The following is a 20917-nucleotide window of genomic DNA, read 5'->3' on the forward strand; positions in this document are numbered from 1 at the left end:
CTGTCCTGAAAGGCGTGGGGAACCCCTCTCCTGTAAGGAGAGGGGTAGGGGTGAGGTGTCGGCCCATAGACCAGTAAAGCGGAGGGTTTGCGGGGACGCTGCGGGGAGGGCACAGCCAAAGCGTCGGAGGGCCGACCCCTCACCCTGCCCTCTCCCTATGGGAGAGGGTTCCCCGCGCTTTTCTCGGTGAAGGGTGTGGCGAAGCCTTGTCATCGCTCAGCCTCCGCCCTGACACGCTCGACCGCATCCAGCACGCGCTCCGGGGTCGCCGGCGCGTCGAGGCGCGGGCAAACCCGGTAGCCCCCGACGCTCGCGACCGCATCAGACAGCGCGTGCAGCACCGAGATCGCCAGCATCAAGGGCGGCTCACCGACGGCCTTGGAACGGTGGATCGTCGGCTCGCGGTTCGGCGCATTCTCCAGCAGATGCACGTTGAACATGCGCGGCCGGTCGGAAGCCACGGGGATCTTGTAGGTCGAGGGGGCGTGGGTCCAGAGCCGCCCCTTCCTGTCCCAGTCCAGTTCCTCAGTCGTCAGCCAGCCCATGCCCTGCACGAAGCCGCCCTCGATCTGGCCCTTGTCGATCGCCGGGTTCAGCGACTGTCCGCAATCATGCAGGATATCGACACGTTCGACCTTGTATTCGCCGGTCAGCGTATCGATCGCGACCTCGGCCGCCGCCGCGCCATAGGCGAAATAATAGAACGGGTGGCCGCGCCCGGCCTTGCGATCCCAGTGGATTTTCGGCGTCGCGTAGAAGCCCGTGGCCGAGAGCTGGACGCGGGCCATATAGGCGGCGGCGATCAGCTCCTTGAAGGCGATCTCGCGGGCGCCGACCTTCACGCGACCCGGCAGGAAGGCGATGTCTTCTGCTTCGGCCTGCCAATGCTTCCCAGCGAACTCCGTCAGCCGCTTCTTGATCGTCTCGCAGGCATCGAGCGCTGCCATGCCGTTGAGATCGGAACCGGAGGAGGCGGCGGTGGCCGAGGTATTCGGCACCTTGCCGGTGGTCGTAGCCGTGATCTTGATCTGGTCGAGCCCGATGCCGAAAGCGTGTGCCACCACCTGCGCCACCTTGATATAGAGCCCTTGCCCCATCTCGGTGCCGCCATGGTTCAGCGCGACCGTGCCGTCGGTATAGACATGCACCAGCGCCCCGGCCTGGTTGAACCAGGTCGCGGTGAAGGAGATGCCGAACTTCACCGGCGTCAATGCGATGCCGCGTTTGATAATCGGGCTGGTCTTGTTGGCCTCGCGGATCGCGGCCTTGCGGGCCTGGTAGTCGCAGCGCCGCTCCAGCTCGGCGATGACATCCGCCGCAATATTGTCCTCGACCGTCTGGTGGTAGGGCGTGACGTCGCGTCCGGCGCCGCCATAGAGATTGCGCCGGCGCACCTCCAGCGGGTCGAGCCCGGTCGCGAAGGCGACCTCCTCGATGAAGCGTTCGGCCCCGACCATGCCTTGCGGCCCGCCGAAGCCGCGGAAGGCGGTGTTCGAGCAGGTATTGGTGAAGAGCGGCTCCGAGCGGGCGCGCACCGCCGGGTAGAAATAGCAGTTGTCCATGTGGAACAGGGCGCGGTCCGTCACCGGTCCCGAGAGATCGGCATTCCAGCCGCAGCGTGCCGCATAGACGGCATCGAGCGCATGGATGCGGCCTTCGTCGTCGAAGCCGATCTCGTAATCGCAGACGAAGTCGTGGCGCTTGCCGGTGATCGCCATGTCGTCGTCGCGGTCGGGCCTGAGCTTGACCGGCCGCTTCAGCTTGCGGGCCGCGATGGCCGCCACGCAGGCAAAGAGATTGGCCTGCGTCTCCTTGCCGCCAAAGCCGCCGCCCATCCGCCTGACCTCGACGGTCACCGCATGCGAGCCGACGCCGAGCACGGCGGAGACCATATGCTGGACCTCGCTCGGATGCTGGGTCGAGACCAGCACGGCCATATCCTCGTCCTCGCCGGGGATGGCGAGCGCGATCTGGCTTTCGAGGTAGAAATGCTCCTGACCGCCGATCGTCATCGCGCCCTTCAACCGGCGCGGGCTCGCGGACAGGGCGGCCGCGACGTCGCCGCGCTCCAGCTTGAGCGGTGCGGTGACCAGCTTGCCGCCGGCCTCGCGGGCGGCGGCGATGTCGATCAGCGGCGCCTCCTCGGCATAATCCGCCTTCGCCAGCGTTGCGGCATGGCGCGCCTGCTCGCGTGTTTCGGCGATCACCGCAAATAGCGGCTGGCCGTGGAACAGGATGGCATCGGTCGCGAAGACTGGCTCGTCATGGAGATGCGTCGAGGAGATGTCGTTGGCGCCGGGGATATCCGCTGCCGTCAGCACGGCAGCGACGCCCGGTGCGGCGCGGACCGCTGCGAGATCGAGCGAAATCAGCTTGCCATGCGCGATGCTGCTCGTGCCGAGATAAGCGTGAAGCAGTCCCTCGGGGGCGGCGATGTCGTCGATATAGAGCGCTTCGCCCGCGACATGCTTGGGCGCGGAATCGTGGATGCGGGAGCTGCCGACCGGGCCGCTCTCCAGTCCGATATCGAGTTTGCGGCGCGCGTCAGCCATGGGTGGCCTCCGCCAGCAGGCCGGCGACCCGCGTTGGCGTCTGCGCTTGCGTCGTCTCGATCAGGAAGCGACGCAGCAGATTGCCGGCGATCGTCAGCCGATAATGCGCCGAGGCGCGCATGTCGTCGAGTGGCGAGAAATCCTGCGGCAGCGCTGCTATGGCGGCGGTGACGGCACCCTCGTTCCAGTGCTGGCCAATGAGCGCAGCTTCGGCCGCCTTCGCCCGCTTCGGGATGCCGGCCATGCCGCCATAGGCGAGGCGTGCCTCGCTGATCTGCCCATCGCTGCCGAGCGTCAGCCGGAAGGCGCCGCAGACGGCCGAGATATCCTCGTCGAAGCGCTTCGAGACCTTCGAGGCATGGAACAGCATGCCATCGGCCAGCTTCGGTACCAGCACGGACTCGACGAACTCGCCGGGGCGCCGGTCCTGCTTGCGATAGTCGATGAAGAAGCTTTCGAGCGGGATGCTGCGGCGTTCGATCCCGGCCTCGGAGCGCCGCGCCAGCACCAGCGTCGCGTCGAGCGCGATCAGGGCTGGCGGCAGGTCTCCGATCGGCGAGCCGTTGGCGATGTTGCCGCCGATCGTGCCGGCATTGCGCACCTGCTCGCCGCCGAAGCGCCGCATCAATTCGTCGAGCTGCGGCGAGAGTGCGGTGAGCGCTGCTCGAACGTCGATATGACCAGCCATCGCACCGAAGCGCAGATGGCTGCCTTCGTCAGTGATCGCGCGCAGCGCCTCGATCCGGCCGAGAGAGATCACCGGATCGAGCCGCTTCATCGCCTTGGTGACCCAGAGCCCGACATCGGTCGCGCCGGCGACCAGAGTCGCCTGCGGATGCGCCGCGACGAGATCGGCCAGCGCGTCGATGGTCGCGGGTGCATAGAAGCGTCCGCCATCGCCCTGCAGAGCCAGCGTCTCGGCATCGTTCAGGAGCGCGAGGCGGGTCGCGACGGCCTCGCGCTCCAGCAGGAACCGATCCGCCTCGCGCGGCGCGATCTCGTCCATGCGGTGGCCGGCGGTGATGATCGGCTCGTAGCCGGTGCAGCGGCAGAGGTTCCCGGCCAGCGCATCCTCGATGCGGCCGATGCTGGGCTCTGCCTCGTTGAGCCTCAGCGCCAGCAGCGACATCACGAAGCCCGGTGTGCAGAAGCCGCATTGCGAGCCATGGCACTCGACCATCGCCTGCTGGACCGGGTGCAGGCTGCCGTCGGCGCCTTTCAGATGCTCGACGGTGAGAAGCTGGCAGCCGTCCAGCGTCGGCAGGAAGCGGATGCAGGCATTGATCGCCTCGTAGCGCAGCCGCCCGCGATCCAGTCGCCCGACGACGACGGTACAGGCGCCGCAATCGCCCTCGGCACAGCCTTCCTTGGTGCCGGTCATGCGCCGGTCGAGGCGCAGCCAGTCGAGCACCGTCAAAGTGGGATCGCAGTGGTCGATCTCGACCAGTCTGTCGCCGAGCAGGAAGCGCAAGCTCTCACGCATCCCTCTCGCTCCACTCGCAAAGCCAAATCATGCCCGCAGATTAGGCATGATCCGGCCTTGGCCGGAAGCTTCGATTTGGTGCAGATGTGATGTGGAATTGTGCCGGAGCCGCCCGACGTGACCACCTCCACCCGATTGCGCGCCTTGCGCGGCCGCCTGCTCTGGTTCGTCGACGATCCGGAGACCGCGGGCGAGGCCGCGCATCGCTATGTCGAGGACGGGCTGCTCGTCATCGAGAGCGGGCTGGTCCAGGCGGCAGGCGAGGCGCGCGAACTGCTGCGGACGCTGCCGGCCGATGCCGATATCGTCGACCACCGCCCGCATCTGATCATGCCGGGCTTCATCGACGCCCATATCCACATGCCGCAGACGCAGGTCGTCGCCTCCTACGGCGCGCAATTGATGGAGTGGCTGAACAAATACACCTTCGTCGAGGAGCAGAAGCTCGCTCAGCAGGGCCATGCCGAGAAGCTCTCGCGCTTCTTCCTCGACGAATTGCTGGCCAGCGGCACGACCACGGCGGCTGTCTATTGCTCGGTCCATCCGCAATCGGCCGAGGCCTTCTTCACGGAATCGCAGCGCCGCAACACCCGCATGATCGCGGGCAAGGTGATGATGGACCGCAACGCGCCGGAAGCGCTGACCGATACGGCCGAGAGCAGCTATCGCGATTCCAAGGCGCTGATCGCGCGCTGGCACGGCAAGAGCCGCCAGCTTTATGCGATCACCCCGCGTTTCGCGATCACCTCGACGCCGGAGCAACTGGCGGCGGCGGGGAGGCTGGCGGCCGAGCATCCCGACTGTCATGTCCAGACCCATATCGATGAGAACCGAGCCGAGATTGCCTTTGCCCGCGAGCTTTATCCGGAAGCTGCGGACTATGCGGATATCTACCGGCGTTATGGCCTGCTCGGTGCGAAAAGCCTGATGGGCCATTGCATCCACATGACCCACAATGAATGGCAGGCCTTCGCCGAGACCGGCGCCGTCGCGGTTTTCTGCCCGACCTCGAACCTCTTCCTCGGTTCAGGTTTGTTCGACTGGGCCCATGCAAGGCAGCGCGGCGTCAAGGTCGCGGTCGCGACCGATATCGGCGGGGGCACCTCCTATTCGATGCTCAGGACCATGACCGAGGCCTACAAGGTGCTGCAGCTTCAAGGGCAAAGCCTGTCGGCTTTGGGCGCCCTGCATGCGATCACGCGCGGCAATGCGGTGGCACTCGGCCTCGATCACCTGATCGGCAGCTTCGAACCCGGCCGCGAGGCGGATGTGGTCGTGCTCGATACGGGCGCGACGCGAGCGATGGCGCACCGCATGGAGACGGTGCGCGATCTGGCGGAGGAGCTCTTCGTGCTCGTCACGCTCGGCGACGAGCGCAATGTCGCCGCGACCTATGTGATGGGGGAATTGGCTGCGGGCTCGTCATTCTCGGGCGGTGCCTAGCGCCGACCGTCATGGTCGGGCTTGTCCCGACCATCCACGCCTTCGCCTATCGAAGGCGCTATCCAAGACGTAGATGCTCGCCACAAGGGCGAGCATGACGCCGTTGAACGGGCCCGATGCCTCAGCCCAGCACGCCGCCCTTGCGGGCGTAGTCGATATAGATCTCGCGCAGGCGCAGCGCCGTCGGGCCGGGGGCGCCGTTATGGATCGTGTGGCCGTCGATCGTGGTTACCGGCATGACGAGGCTGGTCGCGGAGGTGATGAAGGCCTCCTCGGCGTCGAGCGCCTCTTCCAGCGTGAATTCGCGCTCCTCGAAGGTGAAGCCGGATTCCGCGAGATAGGCCAGCACCGCCTTGCGGGTGATGCCCGGCAGCACCTTGTTGGAGAGCGGGCGCGAGATCAGCGTCTTGCCCTTGACGATCCAGGCGGTGGAGGAGGCGCCCTCGGTCACCACGCCGTCTTCGATGAGCCAGGCCTCCTGGGCGCCGCTTTCGAGCGCGAACTGCTTGGCGAGCACCGGAGCGAGCAGGTTGACGCTCTTGATGTCGCGGCGCGCCCAGCGCAGGTCCGGCGTCGAGACGACCTTGATGCCCGTCTTCGCCGTCGGTGCGTTCACGAAGTTGCGGGCCTGGGTGAACATTACCAAGGTCGGCTGGACATCCTTCGGGAAGGGGAAGTCGCGATCGGAGGCGCCGCGCGAGACCTGCAGGTAGATGCCGCCCTCGTCGAGATTGTTGCGCTTGATCAGCTCTTGATGGATCGCAACGAGCTCGGCCTTCGACCAGGGCAGGCCGAGGCGAATTTCGCCGCAGGAGCGCTCGAGCCGGGCGAGATGCGCCTCGCAATCGACGAGCTTGCCGCCGATCACGGCCGAAACCTCGTAGATGCCGTCGCCGAAGATGAAGCCGCGGTCGAAAACGGAGATCTTGGCCTCTTCCTCGGGAAGATAGGCGCCATTGACGTAGACGATGCGGCTCATCGATGCGGACTCGCTGGATTGGAAGGGAACGCCCGCCCTTCCTAGCGAAGCTTGGCGCCGGTTGCGAGCCTCAAGGCGTGGAAACGGCCCGGCGTCTGATGCAGGGCCGGCTGTTCAACCGACCCGATCGTTTTCAGTGAAAACACGCGGGTCATCCCGGGCGACCGGAGGGAGACCCGGGATCCATGCCGGAGGCTTTCCGATAAAGGTTCAGGCATGGATCCCGGATATTCGCTTCGCTCGGTCCGGGATGACTTCGGAGGAAGACCCAGCGAAAGCCTAAGCCTTCAAGCTCAGGAAGCGCGTCGGAATCGCGCCGCGCAGGTTCTGCTCGAAACCTGCGAGCTTTGGCGAGACCAGGTTCTTGGTCGAGTAGTGCAGCACCGGAATCCACGGTTCGTCGCGGATGACGATGCTGTCGGCCTCGCGCAGGATCGCGGCGCGCCGGGCGATGTCGAGTTCCTCGGTTGCGAGCTTCATCAACGCGTCGAATTGCGGATTGCTGTATTTGCCGATGTTGAAGCCGGCATTGTCGCTCTCGAACAGGAACAGGAAATTCTGCGGGTCGGAATAGTCGCCGATCCAGCCGTAGCGGGCGACGTCGAAATCGCCGCCATCGCGCAGATAGGCGAAATGCGTGCGGAAATCGGTCTGGACGAAGCGCGTCTCGACGCCGATCGCCCGCCATTGCTCCGCGATCGCCTCGGCCGTGTGGCGGTTGTTGTCGGTGGTGTTGAAGCGGAACTCGACCTGAAGCGGTATGCTGCCGAAGCCGGCCGAGGCGAGCAGGCGCTTGGCCTCGTCCTCGCGTTCGAGCCCAGAAGCGTAGCGGAAATCCAGCTCGGCCCGCTCGCCGTAATTGCCGATATGCGGGGGTATCACGCCATAGGCCGGCAGCATCGTGCCGCCCCAGATCCGGTCGGCGATGAATTCCCGGTCGATCTGCAAAGACAGTGCCCGCCTGACGCGCTCGTCGTCGAAGGGCGGCTTGGCGCTGTTGATGATCAGGAAGTAGGTCGCGAGATAGGGGCCGATCCGGACCTGATCGCCGAGCTTTTCCTTCAGGCTTTTGAACTGGTCGGCCGGGATGTCCGTGGTGAGATGCAGTTCGCCGGCCTGGAAGCGCCGCACCGCCGCCGCGAGGTCGGACGCCGGATAGAAGATCACGGTATCGATCTTGACCTCGGCGGCAGCGTGGAAATGCGGGTTGCGGTCGAGCCGGATATGCGAGTTCGGCGCCAGCTCCCTGAGCATATAGGGGCCGTTGGTGATCCAGTTCTCCGGCCGCTCGGGCTCCTGCGCCGCCCTGCCCACGCTGGGCGGGTGCACGGGCAGGGCGCTCTGATGGGTCAGGAGCTCGAGCAGATAGGGCGTCGGCTGCTCCAGTGCGATCTCCAGCGTGCTCTCGTCTGGAGCGGTGACGCCGAGCGTTTCCAGCGAGGAGCCGGCAGCGGCCTTGTGGATCGCCTGGGCATTGCGGATCGGGAAGAGCAGGTTGGCGTATTTCGCGCCGGTTTCCGGATTGACGATACGCCTGAAGGAATAGACGAAATCCGAGGCCCTGACCGGGTCACCGTTCGACCATTTCGCGTTGCCGCGCAGCTTGAAGCGCCAGCTCTTGCCGTCCGGACTCATTGTCCAGCTTTCGGCGACGCCGGGTACGACCTCGCCCATCATATTGTGGATCACGAGGCCCTCGCGCAGGTCCCGCAGCAGATGCGCTTCGGCGACGGTGGAGGTCTTGTGCGGATCGAGCGTCTCGGGATCGCCGTCATTGCCGCGGTGGAAGACGATGCGGCCCTGGGCGGCGGCGCGTGTCGCGGCCAGGATGGCGGCGAAGGCCAAAGGGGCATGGCGGCGCGTGACGTCGAGCATGGCAACCTCCCTCAAGCCGGGCGTCGTTGCGAGCGATGCCCGACTTCAGGGGGAGTAGACCCTGTCGAATTGAGTCTGCCAAGCGCGAAAACGACGGCGAGGCCGCGGTTTTCGCTCGTTGTTTGTCAGGGGGTGGCTATAGGCTCAACGGCTGGCCGCTTCCGCCGCGCTTTCCTGGGCTTCGACCACGGCGACGGCCGTCATGTTGACGACGCCGCGCGCCGTCACCGAACCGGTGAGGATATGGGCGGGCTTGGCCGTGCCGATCAGGATCGGCCCGACCGGCAATGCGTCGGCCATCACCTTGGCGAACTGGTAGGAGATGTTGGCCGCGTCGAGATTGGGGAAGATCAGGACGTTCGCCATCTCCTTCAGCGTCGAGGAGGGCAGCACGCGCTCGCGGATCAGGGGCACGAGGGCGGTATCGGCCTCCATCTCACCGTCGCATTCGAGATGCGGCGCCCGCTCGCGGATCAGCTTCAGCGCCTTGCGCATCTTCAGCGAGGAGGGCGTGTCGGCCGCGCCGAAATCGGAATGCGACAGCAGGGCGATCTTCGGGTCGATGCCGAAGCGCTGGACATGGCTCGCCGCCAGCACGGTCATGTCGGCGATCTCCTCCGCCGTCGGATCGTGCTTCACATGGGTGTCCGACATGAAGAAGGCGCCCTTGTTGGTGATGATCAGGGTCATCGCCGCGAGGTCGCAGACGCCTGGAGCCAGGCCGATGATGTCCTTGATGTGCCTCAGGCGCGACATGAACCGGCCTTCGAGGCCCGAGATCATCGCATCGGCCTCGCCGCGGGCGACGGCGAGCGCCGCGATCACGGTGTTGTTGGTGCGCACGAGCGAGCGGGCGGCCTCCGGTGTGATGCCGCGCCGGCCGGCGATGTCGAGATAGGTCTGGACGTAGTCGCGATAGCGCGGATCGTCCTCGGGATTCACCACCTCGAAGTCGACGCCGGGCTTGAGTGACAGACCGAAGCGCTGGATGCGCGTCTCGATCACGCTCGGGCGGCCGATCAGGATCGGCACGGCGAGCCCTTCCTCCAGCGCGACCTGGGCGGCGCGCAGCACGCGCTCGTCCTCGCCCTCGGCGTAGATCACGCGCTTGGGGTCGGCCTTGGCCTTCTGGAACAGCGGCTTCATCAGGAAGCCCGAGCGGAAGACGAAGCGCGAGAGCTGCTCGCGATAGGCCTCGACATCGACCAGCGGCTTGCGGGCGACGCCGGTCACCATCGCCGCCTCGGCGACAGCGGGCGCGATGCGCATGATCAGGCGCGGATCGAACGGGTTCGGGATCAGCGAGTTCGCGCCGAAGGTCGAGGCCTCGCCACCATAGGCGCGGGCCGCGATGTCGGAGGTCGCCTCGCGGGCGAGCGAGGCGATGGCGCGCACCGCGGCGAGCTTCATTGCCTCGTTGATCGTCGTCGCCTGCACGTCGAGCGCGCCGCGGAAGATGTAGGGGAAGCAGAGGACGTTATTGACCTGGTTCGGATAGTCCGAGCGGCCGGTGCAGATCATCGCGTCGGGGCGGACGGCGAGCGCATCTTCCGGCGTGATCTCGGGATTGGGGTTGGCCAGCGCCAGGATCAGCGGCTTCGTCGCCATCTGCTTGGCCATCTCGGGCTTGAGCACGCCGGCCGCGGAAAGGCCGAGGAAGACGTCGGCGCCGCCGATGACGTCGCTGAGCGTCCGGGCATCGGTCTCCTGCGCGTAGACCTCCTTCCAGCGGTCCATCAGCGTGTTGCGGCCCTTGTAGACCACGCCGTCGATATCGGTGAGCCAGATGTTCTGGCGCTGCGCGCCGAGCTCGACCAGCAGGTTGGTGCAGGCGAGCGCGGCGGCACCCGCGCCGGAGACGACGATCTTGACGTCGGCGATCTTCTTGCCCGCGAGGTCGAGTCCGTTCAGCACCGCGGCGGAGACGATGATCGCCGTGCCGTGCTGGTCGTCATGGAAGACGGGGATCTGCATCCGGGCCTTGAGCTGCTCCTCGATCTCGAAGCATTCCGGCCCCTTGATGTCCTCGAGATTGATGCCGCCGAAGGTCGGTTCCAGCGCTGCGACGACCTCGACGAATTTTTCGATGTTCTTCTGCTCGACCTCGATGTCGAAGCAGTCGATGCCGGCGAATTTCTTGAAGAGGACGGCCTTGCCCTCCATCACCGGCTTGGAGGCGAGGGGACCGATATCGCCGAGGCCGAGCACGGCGGTGCCGTTGGTGATGACGGCGACGAGATTCTGGCGCGAGGTGAGCTCGGCGGCTTCCGAGGGATCGTCGACGATTGCCTCGCAGGCGGCGGCGACGCCGGGTGAATAGGCGAGCGCCAGGTCGCGCTGGTTGCCGAGCGGCTTGGTCGCCTGGATCTCGAGCTTACCCGGCCGAGGCTGGCGGTGATAGACGAGCGCGCCCGAGCGCAGATCAGTGGAGAGCGTGCTTTTCATGGCGCGAGGATCCCTGCAGTCCGAAGGATGCTGGTCGCGCGAAAGCCCCCACGCCGTCAAGCCGTCGGCGCCGCCAGCAGTTTCGCCGGGGCGGAAAGGATGAGGCGGCTGCGAACTTGAATCAATTTGGCAAGATGCTGAATCGGCATGCGAGAACCCGCACGCAAGCGCCGGAAACGATTCGATAAATCCCCAGCGCCGTCGGCGCGAAATTCAGAACGCTTTGAAGGTGATGATCGTATGGGTGTCGGCGATCTCGGGGATCGACTGCACCTTCTGCGCGACGAAATGGCCGATATCGACATCGGCCGCGACGTGGAACTTGGCCAGGATGTCGTAGTTGCCGGCGGTCGAATAGATCTCCGAGGCGATCTCGCGATCGGCCAGTTCGCTGGCGACCTCATAGGTCTTGCCGAGCCTGCATTTGATCTCGACGAAGAAGGTCTGCATCGCGCGCTCCGAAACTCTGTTGGGTCTGGATAGAATCCTCTGCGTGGTAAGATCAAGCGCCGGCGAGCGCGGCGATCCGTCGGGTCATCGCATTCTCCGGATCGGTCAGTCCGGCGATCACGGTGAAATGGTTGGCTCCGGGGATTTCCTCGTAGCGCGTCGTCACGCCTTCCAGCCCCCAGACATCGGTGAGGCGGCGGCTCTGCCGGTGGTACTCGTCGCTCTCGGCGCCGCCGACCACGGCATCCATGGTCAGCCGCGACGGCGCCGGCCAGAACAGCGGGCTTTCCAGTTCCGCGGCAGCCAGGTCGAGATTCAGCGCCTTGTTGATGCTGGTCTCGGTCAGGGGCTTCAGGTTGTAGAGGCCGGAGATGCCATAGGCTGCCGGCACGAGCTGGTCTGGCAGGTCCGGGTCGACATTCTTCCAGTCGGTGGCAAGCGTGCAGGCGCTGAGATGGCCGCCGGCGGAATGCCCGGTCGCGATCACCGGCAGGCCGAAACGCCGCCACAGCGCCGCAGCCGCCTGCTGCAATTCCCAGACGATGTGGCCGAGATGGACCTGCGGGCAGAGATCGTAACCGACGACCGCGACCGGCAGGCCGAGCCGGTTCAGCCCGCGCGCCATATGCGAGAAATAGCTGCGGTCCAGCGCCTGCCAGTAGCCGCCATGGATGAACATCACCAGCGCGTTGCCGCGGATCGTCTCGGGCTTGAACAGGTCGTAGGCCTGGCGCTCGCCCTCGCCATAGGAGACGTCCAGCTCGCGCAGGGCCTCGGCACGGTAGGCGGCGGCATCGGCCTGCCAGCCGGCGATGATTCCCGGATGTTCCGGCACGCGGGCGCGGTTGTTGTACTCGGTCTCGTAGTCCGGCGACATCGATCTTCCATCGCTGAAGGGCGTGGGTTGGCTGGGCCGCACCGTGGCAGCCCGGCGCCCTTCGCGCCAGCGCTTTTGACAGGACCCCGCTCCGGCTCCAAAAGGCGGCAAGCCCGGCGCAAAGGGCAATGGAGGTCGCCATGGAAAATCCCGTTCTCGCCGAGGTCACGCGCGGCAATGTCGTCGAATCGCGCCATCGCGGCGCGGCGATCGTCGTCGATGCCGATGGCGGCGTGGTCTTCTCGGCGGGCGATGTCGAGCGCCCGGTGTTTCCGCGTTCGGCCGTCAAGGCGATCCAGGGACTGCCATTGATCGAGAGCGGCGCCGCCGACCGCTACGGGCTGACCGAGGCCGAGATCGCGCTCGCCGTCTCCTCGCATTCCGGCGAGCCGCTCCATGCCGAGACCTCGCTGGCGATGCTGCGCAAGGCCGGCCGCGATGCCGGCTGCCTCGAATGCGGCGCGCATTGGCCGTCGAACGAGGTCGTCTCCCGCGCCCTGGCAAAGTCTGGCGCCGAGCCGAGCGCCCTCAACAACAATTGCTCGGGCAAGCATGCCGGCTTCGTCTGCCTGTCCTGCAACATGGATGAGGACCCTGCCGGCTATGTGAAGGCGAGCCACCCCGTGCAGCAGGCCGTGCGCGGCGCTCTGGAAGCCGTGACCGGCGCCGTCCATAGTGCCGATCGGATGGGCACCGACGGCTGCTCGATCCCATCCTACGCCGTGCCGCTGTCGGCGCTGGCGCTGGGTTTCGCCCGGCTCGGCACCGGCCGTGGCTTCGGGCCGGAGCGGGCAAAGGCGGCGGCGCGCATCCGGGCGGCCGCTGCAGCCCACCCCTTCATGGTCGCCGGCACGGGCCGCTACGACACGCGCCTGATGGATCTGCTCGGCGCGCGCGCCTTCACCAAGACCGGGGCCGAGGGCGTCTATTGCGCCGCGCTGCCGGAACTCGGCTACGGCATCGCCCTGAAATGCGACGATGGCGCCGGTCGTGCCGCCGAGATCGCGCTTGGCGCCCTGATCGCCCGCTTCCTGCCGATGGACGATGCCACGCAGGCAGCCTTCGCGCCGCTGCGTGAGACCGTACTGAAGAACTGGAACGGCATCGAGGTCGGCCGGATTCGCGCGCCGGCGGCCTGAGGCCTCAGCGCACCGCGTTGTTCGCGACCACGATGCCGGAGGCCCTCGCGTCGGGAGCCTTCGTCAGGTCGCCGGTGACCGGTTTGCCGTATTCTGTGCCGATCACGGCGCCGTCGCGGGCCTCGGAAATGACGTTGTTGGCGATCAGCGCGTTGCGTTCCTTGGGCACCAGCGAGACCGAGATGCCGATCCCGGTCTTGCGGATGACGTTGCCGGTGGCGGCGAGATTGCGCATGCCCCATGACCAGCCGAGCGCGATGCCGATATCGCTGGCGTCCTCTATGACATTGCCGGTCACCGCCGCTTCCGCCTCGACATGGATGCCGTAGCCTCCGGTCGGCTCCTTGCTGTAGGGGACGGCCTTGCGCGTCGCCTTGCGGATGATGTTGTTGGCGCAGACCGCCATGCGCCCGCCCTGGTCGAGATTGGTCATGGAGGCGCCCGACGCGCAGTCCTCGACATGGTTGTTGGCGATGATCGCGCCCTCGAAGGCGAACTCGCTGTAGAGCGCGACCTCGCCGCAGCGCCGCCCCTGGTTGCCGAGGATCTGGACGCCGGAGCCGGAATTGTTGCGGATGAAGCTCAGCGCGCAGTCGCGCAGCTGGTTGCCCTCGATGATCACGCCCCCGGCGCGGAAGACGCTGATGCCGTTGCCGTTCTGGCCGCTGCCGCCACTATCGGTGCGGATGCGCATCACATGATTGCCGCGGACGATCGAGCTGTCGTCGCCCGGCTGGCTGCGCCAGATCTGGATGCCGTTATTGCCGCAATCCTCGACTCGGTTCTGCTCGACCGTGAGGCCCTTCGAATCGATCGCGAACAGTGCCGCGTCCCGCATGTCGCGGAACCGGCTCGCGGTGACGCGCCCGCCGCAGCGGTCAAGCGTCAGGCCGACCGAGCCGGCCTTGGCAAAGGCGCAGCCGGAAATGGTGATCTCGCCGACGTTCTCGGCCATGAGCAACCCGCTTCGCTGGGCAGCGGGGATGTCGAGCCCGTCGAAGCTCAGGCCGGTAAGCGCGGCCCGCCCAATATTGCGTGCGATCAGGAGGGGCTGGCCACTGGCCGTGACGAGATGCGTCTCGCCGGGCACGCCGATCATCCTGGCGTTCTCGGGCAGGGCGACGCCGCCGATCCGGTAGCGGCCGGGCGGCAGGAGAAGCGGCGCGCCGCGCGCAGCAGCTTGCTTGAGGGCAGCTTGGAGTTGCCGCGACTGATCCTCCGCGGCACCGGGCCGTAAGCCGAGTTGGCCGGCATCTAGGCCAAGATGGCCGAGCGGGCCGGCGGCTGCGCCGCGCGATTGCGCAGCGGCGGGCAGAGCGACCGAGGCCGTGCCGAAAAGGCCCATCGCCAGCACGTTGCGTCGGGACAGCACCATGGAAACTCCTGTTCGGCCGGCGCGGATCAAGCTCTGTGCCAGCTTCACCTGTGCCGATCTGGCACCGAGGCTCGCTGCGCCGGGATCACAGCCCCAGCGCCCGCGCGATCTCGTCGGCGGCGGATGTCGGGGGGAGCTTTCCGGCGGCGACGGCCGCCTCCAGCTCCGGCGTGCGGGCTTTCAGGGCCGGGTCGTGCCGGAGCCTGGCCTGCAGCCTGTCCTGCACCATCGCCCACATCCATTTCACATCCTGCCGGCGACGCTTCTCGGCGATCAGGCCCTTGGCCTCGAAGCGGGCGCGGTGGTCCTCGATCCTGGCCCAGAGCTTGTCGAGGCCGAGCCCCGTCAGCCCCGAGATCGTCACGACCGGCGTGCTCCACAGGGGGGAGGCGGGGGCGAGGATATGGAACGCGGCCTTGTATTGCGCGGCGGCTGCGCGCGCGGCCATGGCGCCGTCGCCGTCCGCCTTGTTGACCGCGATCATGTCGGCGAGCTCGATGATGCCCTTCTTGATGCCCTGCAATTCGTCGCCGGCATTGGGCAGCATCAGCACGAGGAAGAAGTCTGTGAGGTCGGCGACCGCGGTCTCCGACTGGCCGACGCCGACAGTCTCGACCAGGATCACGTCGAAGCCGGCGGCCTCGCAGAGCAGCATGGTCTCGCGCGTCTTGGCCGCGACCCCACCCAGCGTGCCCGAGGAGGGGGAGGGGCGGATATACGCATTGGGATCGACCGCGAGCCGAGCCATCCGCGTCTTGTCGCCGAGAATCGAACCGCCGGTCCGGGAAGACGAGGGGTCGACCGCGAGCACGGCAACCTTGTGTCCGGCCGCGGTCAGGTGGCTGCCGAGCGCGTCGATCGTGGTCGACTTGCCGACGCCGGGCACGCCGGTGATGCCGACCCGAATCGCCCGGCCGGTGTGAGGGAGCAACTGCTGGATCAGGGTCTGCGCCTGCTCGCGATGGTCGGCGCGGCGCGATTCCGCCAGAGTGATCGCGCGGGCCAGCGCAGCGCGCTCGCCGGCGAGAATGGCATCGCGCAGGGTGTCGGATGGGGAGCTGCTGCTGTCGACCATGCCGCCAGTTAGCAAGCTGCCGGCGCGGGCGACAAGGCGTCCTTGCACCACTTGCTTCATCACTGTGTCATGTGCGCATCTTGTGAATCCGCCGCAGCGATGAGACGACTTGGCGATGATGTGCGTGGCGATGCGGCTTCGTGGTTTCCTGTTGGTTCTGCTTTTGCCGCTGGCGCTCGCAGCCTGCGGCACGCCGCGCGTGCTGGAGCTGAGCTCCGCTCCGAAGGCGGAGGTCGCAGGGACTGTCCAGATTTACGTCGCGACGACGCGCGAGGCCTCGGCGCAGCCGGTCTATTTCAGCGGCGAGCGCGGGCCGAAGCTCTCCTTCGCCCGGCTCGACATCACCGTGCCGCTTACCCACAAGTCCGGGAATCTGGAGCTGCCCGATTCGGGACCGGGTGACCCGGCGAAGCATTTCACCGCGACTAATCTCCAGAAGCTCGATCTCGCGCCGATCGTCTCCGACGTGCGCAAAGAGCTGGCGCGGCGGCCTGCCTCCCAGCGCGACGTGCTGGTCTTCGTCCACGGCTACAACACAAATTTCGCCGATGCGGCCTATCGCTTCGCCCAGATCGTCTATGATTCCGGCTTCAAGGGCGTGCCGGTGCTGTTCACCTGGCCCTCGCGCGGACAGCTCCTTGCCTATCCCTATGATCGCGAAAGCGCCTTCTACTCGCGCGATTTCCTCGAGCTGAACCTGCGGGCCATCGCCCGGGATCTCGGCCCGTCGCGCATGGACATCCTCGCCCATTCAATGGGCACATTGCTGACGCTGGAGACGCTCCGCCAGGCTGCAATCCGCGGCGACGGGACTTTCGGCGGCAAGCTGCGCGATGTCATGCTGGCGGCGCCCGACGTCGATCTTGACGTCTTCAAGACACAGATGCGCGAAATCCGGCGGCCGGTGACGGTCTTCGTCTCGGCCGATGACCGGGCGCTCGATTTCTCCCGGCGCTTCGCCGGTGACAAAAAGCGGCTGGGCGCGGTGTCGAGCAAAGATACCGAGACGATCGCGGAGCTGGAAAAGCTTGGCGTGAGGCTGATCGACCTCTCCGAGGTCTCCTCCGGCGACAGCCTCAACCATGCGAAATTCGCATCCTCGCCGAAGGTCGTGCAGATGATCGGCCAGCGGCTGCAGCAGGACAAGGGCATTGGCTTCGCCGGGCCGCAATTCGGCGACAGGCTGGGAGACGTCGCCGGCGGCGTGATGGGCACGGTGGGATCGACCGTCGGGCTCGTCGTCACCGCACCGATCACCATCATCTCCGGCGCCACGCAGTGATGTCGCCTTGGTGCAACGCGGGTGCTGCTTCGTGTAGGCGGCAGCACTCTCGCCCCATTCTGGCCGCGTTGGCCTGCCTTTAGAGGTGCGGCTGCTAGTTCGGCCCCTCAAATTCTGACCGGATGCCTCTCTCCATGCCCGTTACAAGGCGCGCCTTCTCATGCCGTTCGCTGGCGCTCGCCGCGTTCCTCCCGCTCGGGCTTGCCGCCTGCGCGCAGAGCGAGGCGAGTGTGTCGCCCTTCTCCGAGCCGGAACGCGCCGATACCTCGGCGCTCGGCAAGGACCCGCGGCTGCTCGTCATGACGACGCGCCGCTCGACCGGCAACGCGACGCCTTATTTCAATACCGATCGCGGCCCGCTGACCTTCGCCGAGGCGCAACTGTCGCCGCCCGGGCGCGGCATCGCGGGGCGTGTCTCCTCGGCGGTGAGCGGCGACTGGGCCGTGCTCGGCATTTCGCATGAAACGACGGCGGACGCGACGCGGGCACTCGCGGACGCCGTGAACGGGCGCGATGTGCTGCTTTACATCCACGGCTTCAACGAGAGCTTCGAGACGGCCGCCCGCAGCGCCGGCCAGTTGTCCCATTCGCTGGAGTTCCAGGGTCGCACGGTCCTGTTCACCTGGCCCTCCGGCGGCAAGCTCTTCGACTACGCCTACGACCGCGAGAGCGCGCTCTGGTCGCGCGACGGTTTCGTCCAGTCGCTGCAGGCGCTTGTCGCCAACCCGACCGTCGGCCGCATCCACATCGTTGCCCATTCCATGGGAACCTTCCTGACGCTGGAAGGCTTGCGCGAGCTGCGCGATTCCCGGGAAATCTACGCCCGGATCGGTTCGGTCGTGCTGGCCTCACCCGATGTCGATATCGACGCCTTCGAGCAGACGGTGAAGAAGATCGGCCCCCTGGCCCAGCGCATGACCGTGATCATCGACCCCGGTGACCGGGCACTGGCCGTCTCCGCCCGCATCGCCGGCGGCGTTGCGCGGGCCGGTGCAGCGGATCGCTCGCGGCTGGAAGCATTGGGCGTCAGGGTCGCGGACACCTCCGGCCGGGGCTGGAGCATGCTGCGTCACGATCTCTTCCTGTCCAACAGCGAAGTCACCCAGGTCGTGCGCCGCGCCATGGACCGTGGCGGCGCCTGAAGGAGCGCAGAATGCTGCGGCTGATCGGGACATTGGCGATCGTCGTGCTTGCGCCGGGCTTCGGCCTCCACTCGGCCTTTGCCGAGACGCTGCCGCTCTTCGCCGGGACCGGGCCGGCCGAAAGCAGCTATGCCGATCCGCTGCCGGCCACCGTCGCGGTTTCGACCTATGCGCCGCCGGCCTGCGCGGCCAAGCCCTGCCCGCTGCTGATTGCGATCCACGGCATGGGCCGCAATGCGAGAGGCGCCCGCGACGCCTGGAAGGCCGCTGCCGACCGAGGCGGTTTCCTCGTCCTCGCCCCACGCTTCGACAAGGAGCAGTTTTCGAGCCGCCGCTTCCAGCAAGGCAATGTGCGCGGCGAACCCGACAAGGCGAAATGGACATTCGGCCTGATCGAGAGGCTGTTCGATGTCGCCCGCGCCAGCGGCCGCGTCGCCGGAGGTAGCTACACGATCTTCGGCCACTCCGCCGGTGCCCAGTTCGTGCACCGCATGGTCATGCTGATGCCGGATGCGAGGATTGCGGCGGCGGCCGTGGCGAATGCCGGCTACTACACGCTGCCGGTTCTCGCTGGCGAGCGCGCTTATCCCTATTCGCTGAAGGGCACCCCGGCTGTGGACGCCACGCTCGCAGCCGCGCTGTCCAAGCCGATGCTGGTGATGCTCGGCGACCGCGACACCGATCCCGACCATCCCCAGCTCAACAAATCCCGCGGTGCCGAGGAGCAGGGGCCGACCCGCTTCGCGCGCGGAGAGCACTTCATGGCCGCGGCCCGCGACGAAGCGCGCCGCCTCGGAGTGACGCTTCGTTGGCGCGAGGTCGTCGTGCCGGGCGTGGCACATCAGCAGAGCGGCATGGCCGAGGCTGCCGGAGCCGAGCTGTTCGGCGTCCGTTGATAGCGTCTAGACCGGGGGCAGGCCGGAGCGCTTCTTGATCGTCGCCAGCGCGAAATTGGATTCGACTGACTGGATGCATTTCAGCCGCGTCGCCTTTTGCTTCAGGAAGCGCTCATAGCCCTCGATGCCGTCCGTGACGACGCGCAGCAGGTAATCCTGCGAGCCGGTCATGAGGTAGCATTCGGCCACTTCGCTCCAGCTTTCGACGGCTTTTTCGAACTCGGATATCTGCTCCTGGTTCTGCTGGGTCAGCCGCACCGAGACGAAGACGCTGAAGGGCAGCCCATAGGCCTTCGGATCGACCACGGCCGTGTAGCCCTGGATGACGCCGGTCTCCTCCAGCCGCTTCAGCCGCCTGAGGCACGGTGTCGGCGACAGCCCGACGCGCTGTGACAGGTCCTGGTTGGTGATGCGCCCGTCCTCGCGCAGCACGGCGAGAATCCGGCGGTCGATGCTGTCGAGCACGATATGCTCCATCCCTGTCAAAATTGAGCAGAAAGCTGCTCAACGCATAGTAGGATGATGCTGATCGGCCAAGCAATGGCGCGCTGATCGGAATAATCTGGCGGCAGAAACCGGCCTGCGTTGCAGGATCTAAAGGGAGACGGCCATGAGCGCAGACAACTACCACAAGGACCGGATCGCCAACCGCAAGCTCCATCCCGAGACGCTGATGATGGGCTTCGGCTATTCGCCGGCCATGTCGGAGGGCTCGCTGAAGCCGCCGGTCTTCCTGACCTCGACCTTCGTTTTCGAGAACGCCCAGCAGGGCAAGGACTTCTTCGACTTCACCTCCGGCCGGCGCCAGCCCAAGCCCGGCGAGAAGCCCGGCCTCGTCTATTCGCGCTTCAACCACCCGAACATGGAAATCCTCGAGGATCGTCTGGCGATCTGGGACGAGGCCGAGAAATGCGCCGTCTTCGCCTCGGGCATGGCCGCGATCGCGACGACCTGCTTCGCCTTCCTGCGCCCGGGCGACACGATCCTGCATTCCCGCCCGCTCTATGGCGGCACCGAGACGCTGCTGAAGAACCAGATGGGCGCCTTCGGCGTCACGCCCTTCGGCTTCACCGATGGGCTCGATATCGAGCAGATGCGTGATGTCGCGCGCGCCGCCTCCGCCAAGGGCCGCGTTGCGATGATCCTGGTCGAGACCCCGGCCAACCCGACCAACGGCCTCGTCGACCTCGCCGCCTGCAAGATGATTGCGGACGAATTGGAGAAGTCGCAGGGCCATCGCCCGCCGGTCGTCGTCGACAACACCATGCTCGGCCCGAAATACCAGAAGCCGCTGAAGCAGGGCGCCGATCTCTCGCTGCTCTCGCTGACCAAATATGTCGGCGGCCATTCCGACCTTGTCGGCGGCTCGATCAGCGGCTCGGAAGCCCTCGTGCGGCAGGTTAAGGCCTGGCGCGGCTCGCTCGGCACGCAGGCCGATCCGAATTCCTGCTGGATGCTGATGCGCTCGCTGGAGACCCTCGACATCCGTATGAGCCGCGCCAACGAGAACGCCAAGCTGGTGGCGGAATACCTGGAGAGCCATCCGAAGGTCGCCCGGGTCCATTATCTCGGCAATCTCAAGGACGGCGACCCGCGCAAGGCCGTCTTCGACCGCCAGTGCACGGCGGCGGGCTCGACTTTCGCCTTCGACGTCAAGGGCGGCGAGAAGGAGGCTTTCGCGCTGCTCGACAACCTCCAGATCATGAAGCTTGCGGTCAGCCTCGGCGGCACTGAGACGCTGGTCTCTCACCCGGCCGCGATGACCCATTCCGGCGTCGCTCGCGAACTGCGCGAGGAAATCGGCCTGACCGATGCGCTGATCCGCATTTCGGTCGGCATCGAGAATATCGAGGACCTGATCTCGGATCTCGCACAGGCCTTCGAGGCGGTCTGACCGCTTCGAT

The 20917-nt window shown here is 66.5% G+C and carries 16 protein-coding genes; 6 read left to right on the plus strand and 10 right to left on the minus strand.

Going from position 1 to position 20917, the window contains the following annotated elements; all coding sequences use genetic code 11:
* Positions 1-209: 209 nt before the first annotated feature.
* Positions 210-2552, minus strand: coding sequence for a xanthine dehydrogenase molybdopterin binding subunit (gene xdhB / locus FHT98_RS20050; protein WP_142115053.1), 2343 nt, complete (start codon positions 2550-2552; stop codon positions 210-212).
* Positions 2545-4035 carry a xanthine dehydrogenase small subunit gene (gene xdhA / locus FHT98_RS20055; protein WP_142115054.1) on the minus strand — a complete coding sequence of 497 codons (1491 nt, stop codon included), beginning with the start codon at positions 4033-4035 and terminating at the stop codon, positions 2545-2547. Before xdhA ends, xdhB begins: the two co-directional genes overlap by 8 nt.
* Positions 4036-4152: 117 nt before the next feature.
* On the opposite strand from xdhA, the gene guaD reads away from it, so the two are divergent.
* Positions 4153-5478, plus strand: coding sequence for a guanine deaminase (guaD, locus tag FHT98_RS20060; protein WP_142115055.1), 1326 nt, complete (start codon positions 4153-4155; stop codon positions 5476-5478).
* Positions 5479-5599: 121 nt separating this feature from the next.
* On the opposite strand, the gene FHT98_RS20065 is transcribed toward guaD, so the two are convergent.
* The 5 genes from FHT98_RS20065 to FHT98_RS20085 form a co-directional block, all read right to left on the minus strand.
* On the minus strand, positions 5600-6457 hold the full coding sequence (locus tag FHT98_RS20065; RefSeq protein ID WP_142115056.1) for a D-amino-acid transaminase: 858 nt from the start codon (positions 6455-6457) through the stop codon (positions 5600-5602).
* Positions 6458-6736: 279 nt separating this feature from the next.
* Positions 6737-8332 carry a peptide ABC transporter substrate-binding protein gene (locus tag FHT98_RS20070; RefSeq protein WP_142115057.1) on the minus strand — a complete coding sequence of 532 codons (1596 nt, stop codon included), beginning with the start codon at positions 8330-8332 and terminating at the stop codon, positions 6737-6739.
* A gap of 144 nt (positions 8333-8476) precedes the next feature.
* Positions 8477-10777, minus strand: a complete 2301-nt coding sequence (locus FHT98_RS20075; RefSeq protein ID WP_142115058.1) for an NADP-dependent malic enzyme — start codon at positions 10775-10777, stop codon at positions 8477-8479.
* 213 nt (positions 10778-10990) lie between these two features.
* A complete protein-coding gene (locus FHT98_RS20080) occupies positions 10991-11227 on the minus strand; it encodes an Lrp/AsnC ligand binding domain-containing protein (protein WP_061964496.1) in 237 nt (78 codons plus the stop codon).
* A 52-nt stretch (positions 11228-11279) separates the two neighbouring features.
* Entirely contained in the window at positions 11280-12104 is an 825-nt protein-coding gene (locus FHT98_RS20085; protein ID WP_061964494.1) for an alpha/beta hydrolase, read from the minus strand.
* A 140-nt stretch (positions 12105-12244) separates the two neighbouring features.
* On the opposite strand from FHT98_RS20085, the gene FHT98_RS20090 reads away from it, so the two are divergent.
* Entirely contained in the window at positions 12245-13243 is a 999-nt protein-coding gene (locus FHT98_RS20090; protein ID WP_142115059.1) for an asparaginase, read from the plus strand.
* Between the two features lie 4 nt (positions 13244-13247).
* Here the strand turns inward: FHT98_RS20090 and FHT98_RS20095 are convergent, their stop codons facing one another.
* Positions 13248-14618 (minus strand): TIGR03808 family TAT-translocated repetitive protein, encoded by a 1371-nt coding sequence (locus tag FHT98_RS20095; protein ID WP_142115060.1) that lies wholly within the window; start codon positions 14616-14618, stop codon positions 13248-13250.
* Positions 14619-14703: 85 nt separating this feature from the next.
* A complete protein-coding gene (gene meaB / locus FHT98_RS20100; protein ID WP_142115829.1) occupies positions 14704-15693 on the minus strand; it encodes a methylmalonyl Co-A mutase-associated GTPase MeaB in 990 nt (329 codons plus the stop codon).
* Between the two features lie 130 nt (positions 15694-15823).
* Between meaB and FHT98_RS20105 the strand changes: the two genes are divergently transcribed.
* The 3 genes from FHT98_RS20105 to FHT98_RS20115 all read left to right on the plus strand — a co-directional run bounded on the left by FHT98_RS20105 (position 15824) and on the right by FHT98_RS20115 (position 19013).
* Positions 15824-16975: an alpha/beta hydrolase gene (locus FHT98_RS20105; protein ID WP_248309262.1), complete on the plus strand. Its 1152-nt coding sequence runs from the start codon at positions 15824-15826 to the stop codon at positions 16973-16975.
* A gap of 134 nt (positions 16976-17109) precedes the next feature.
* The gene (locus FHT98_RS20110) at positions 17110-18117 is read left to right on the plus strand and encodes an alpha/beta hydrolase (protein WP_142115061.1); all 1008 of its coding nucleotides are present in this window, start codon (positions 17110-17112) and stop codon (positions 18115-18117) included.
* 11 nt (positions 18118-18128) lie between these two features.
* The gene (locus FHT98_RS20115) at positions 18129-19013 is read left to right on the plus strand and encodes an alpha/beta hydrolase family protein (RefSeq protein ID WP_142115062.1); all 885 of its coding nucleotides are present in this window, start codon (positions 18129-18131) and stop codon (positions 19011-19013) included.
* Positions 19014-19019: 6 nt separating this feature from the next.
* Here the strand turns inward: FHT98_RS20115 and FHT98_RS20120 are convergent, their stop codons facing one another.
* Positions 19020-19490, minus strand: coding sequence for an Lrp/AsnC family transcriptional regulator (locus FHT98_RS20120; protein ID WP_061964482.1), 471 nt, complete (start codon positions 19488-19490; stop codon positions 19020-19022).
* A gap of 133 nt (positions 19491-19623) precedes the next feature.
* Here FHT98_RS20120 and FHT98_RS20125 point away from each other — a divergent pair, with 133 nt between their 5' ends.
* Positions 19624-20907 carry a cystathionine gamma-synthase family protein gene (locus tag FHT98_RS20125; RefSeq protein ID WP_142115063.1) on the plus strand — a complete coding sequence of 428 codons (1284 nt, stop codon included), beginning with the start codon at positions 19624-19626 and terminating at the stop codon, positions 20905-20907.
* Positions 20908-20917: the final 10 nt, after the last annotated feature.

It is taken from the genome of Allobosea sp. AK1, assembly GCF_006714945.1.
Classification (GTDB): domain Bacteria; phylum Pseudomonadota; class Alphaproteobacteria; order Rhizobiales; family Beijerinckiaceae; genus Allobosea; species Allobosea robiniae.

Coding starts and splice junctions, on each gene's coding strand:
- FHT98_RS20125 (WP_142115063.1), top strand. CDS start 19,624: ATGAGCGCAGACAACTACCACAAGGACCGGATCGCCAACCGCAAGCTC.
- FHT98_RS20090 (WP_142115059.1), top strand. CDS start 12,245: ATGGAAAATCCCGTTCTCGCCGAGGTCACGCGCGGCAATGTCGTCGAA.
- FHT98_RS20085 (WP_061964494.1), bottom strand. CDS start 12,104: ATGTCGCCGGACTACGAGACCGAGTACAACAACCGCGCCCGCGTGCCG.
- FHT98_RS20110 (WP_142115061.1), top strand. CDS start 17,110: ATGCCCGTTACAAGGCGCGCCTTCTCATGCCGTTCGCTGGCGCTCGCC.
- FHT98_RS20080 (WP_061964496.1), bottom strand. CDS start 11,227: ATGCAGACCTTCTTCGTCGAGATCAAATGCAGGCTCGGCAAGACCTAT.
- FHT98_RS20070 (WP_142115057.1), bottom strand. CDS start 8,332: ATGCTCGACGTCACGCGCCGCCATGCCCCTTTGGCCTTCGCCGCCATC.
- FHT98_RS20065 (WP_142115056.1), bottom strand. CDS start 6,457: ATGAGCCGCATCGTCTACGTCAATGGCGCCTATCTTCCCGAGGAAGAG.
- xdhA (WP_142115054.1), bottom strand. CDS start 4,035: ATGCGTGAGAGCTTGCGCTTCCTGCTCGGCGACAGACTGGTCGAGATC.
- FHT98_RS20095 (WP_142115060.1), bottom strand. CDS start 14,618: ATGGTGCTGTCCCGACGCAACGTGCTGGCGATGGGCCTTTTCGGCACG.
- meaB (WP_142115829.1), bottom strand. CDS start 15,693: ATGGTCGACAGCAGCAGCTCCCCATCCGACACCCTGCGCGATGCCATT.
- FHT98_RS20105 (WP_248309262.1), top strand. CDS start 15,824: ATGCGGCTTCGTGGTTTCCTGTTGGTTCTGCTTTTGCCGCTGGCGCTC.
- FHT98_RS20075 (WP_142115058.1), bottom strand. CDS start 10,777: ATGAAAAGCACGCTCTCCACTGATCTGCGCTCGGGCGCGCTCGTCTAT.
- FHT98_RS20120 (WP_061964482.1), bottom strand. CDS start 19,490: ATGGAGCATATCGTGCTCGACAGCATCGACCGCCGGATTCTCGCCGTG.
- FHT98_RS20115 (WP_142115062.1), top strand. CDS start 18,129: ATGCTGCGGCTGATCGGGACATTGGCGATCGTCGTGCTTGCGCCGGGC.
- xdhB (WP_142115053.1), bottom strand. CDS start 2,552: ATGGCTGACGCGCGCCGCAAACTCGATATCGGACTGGAGAGCGGCCCG.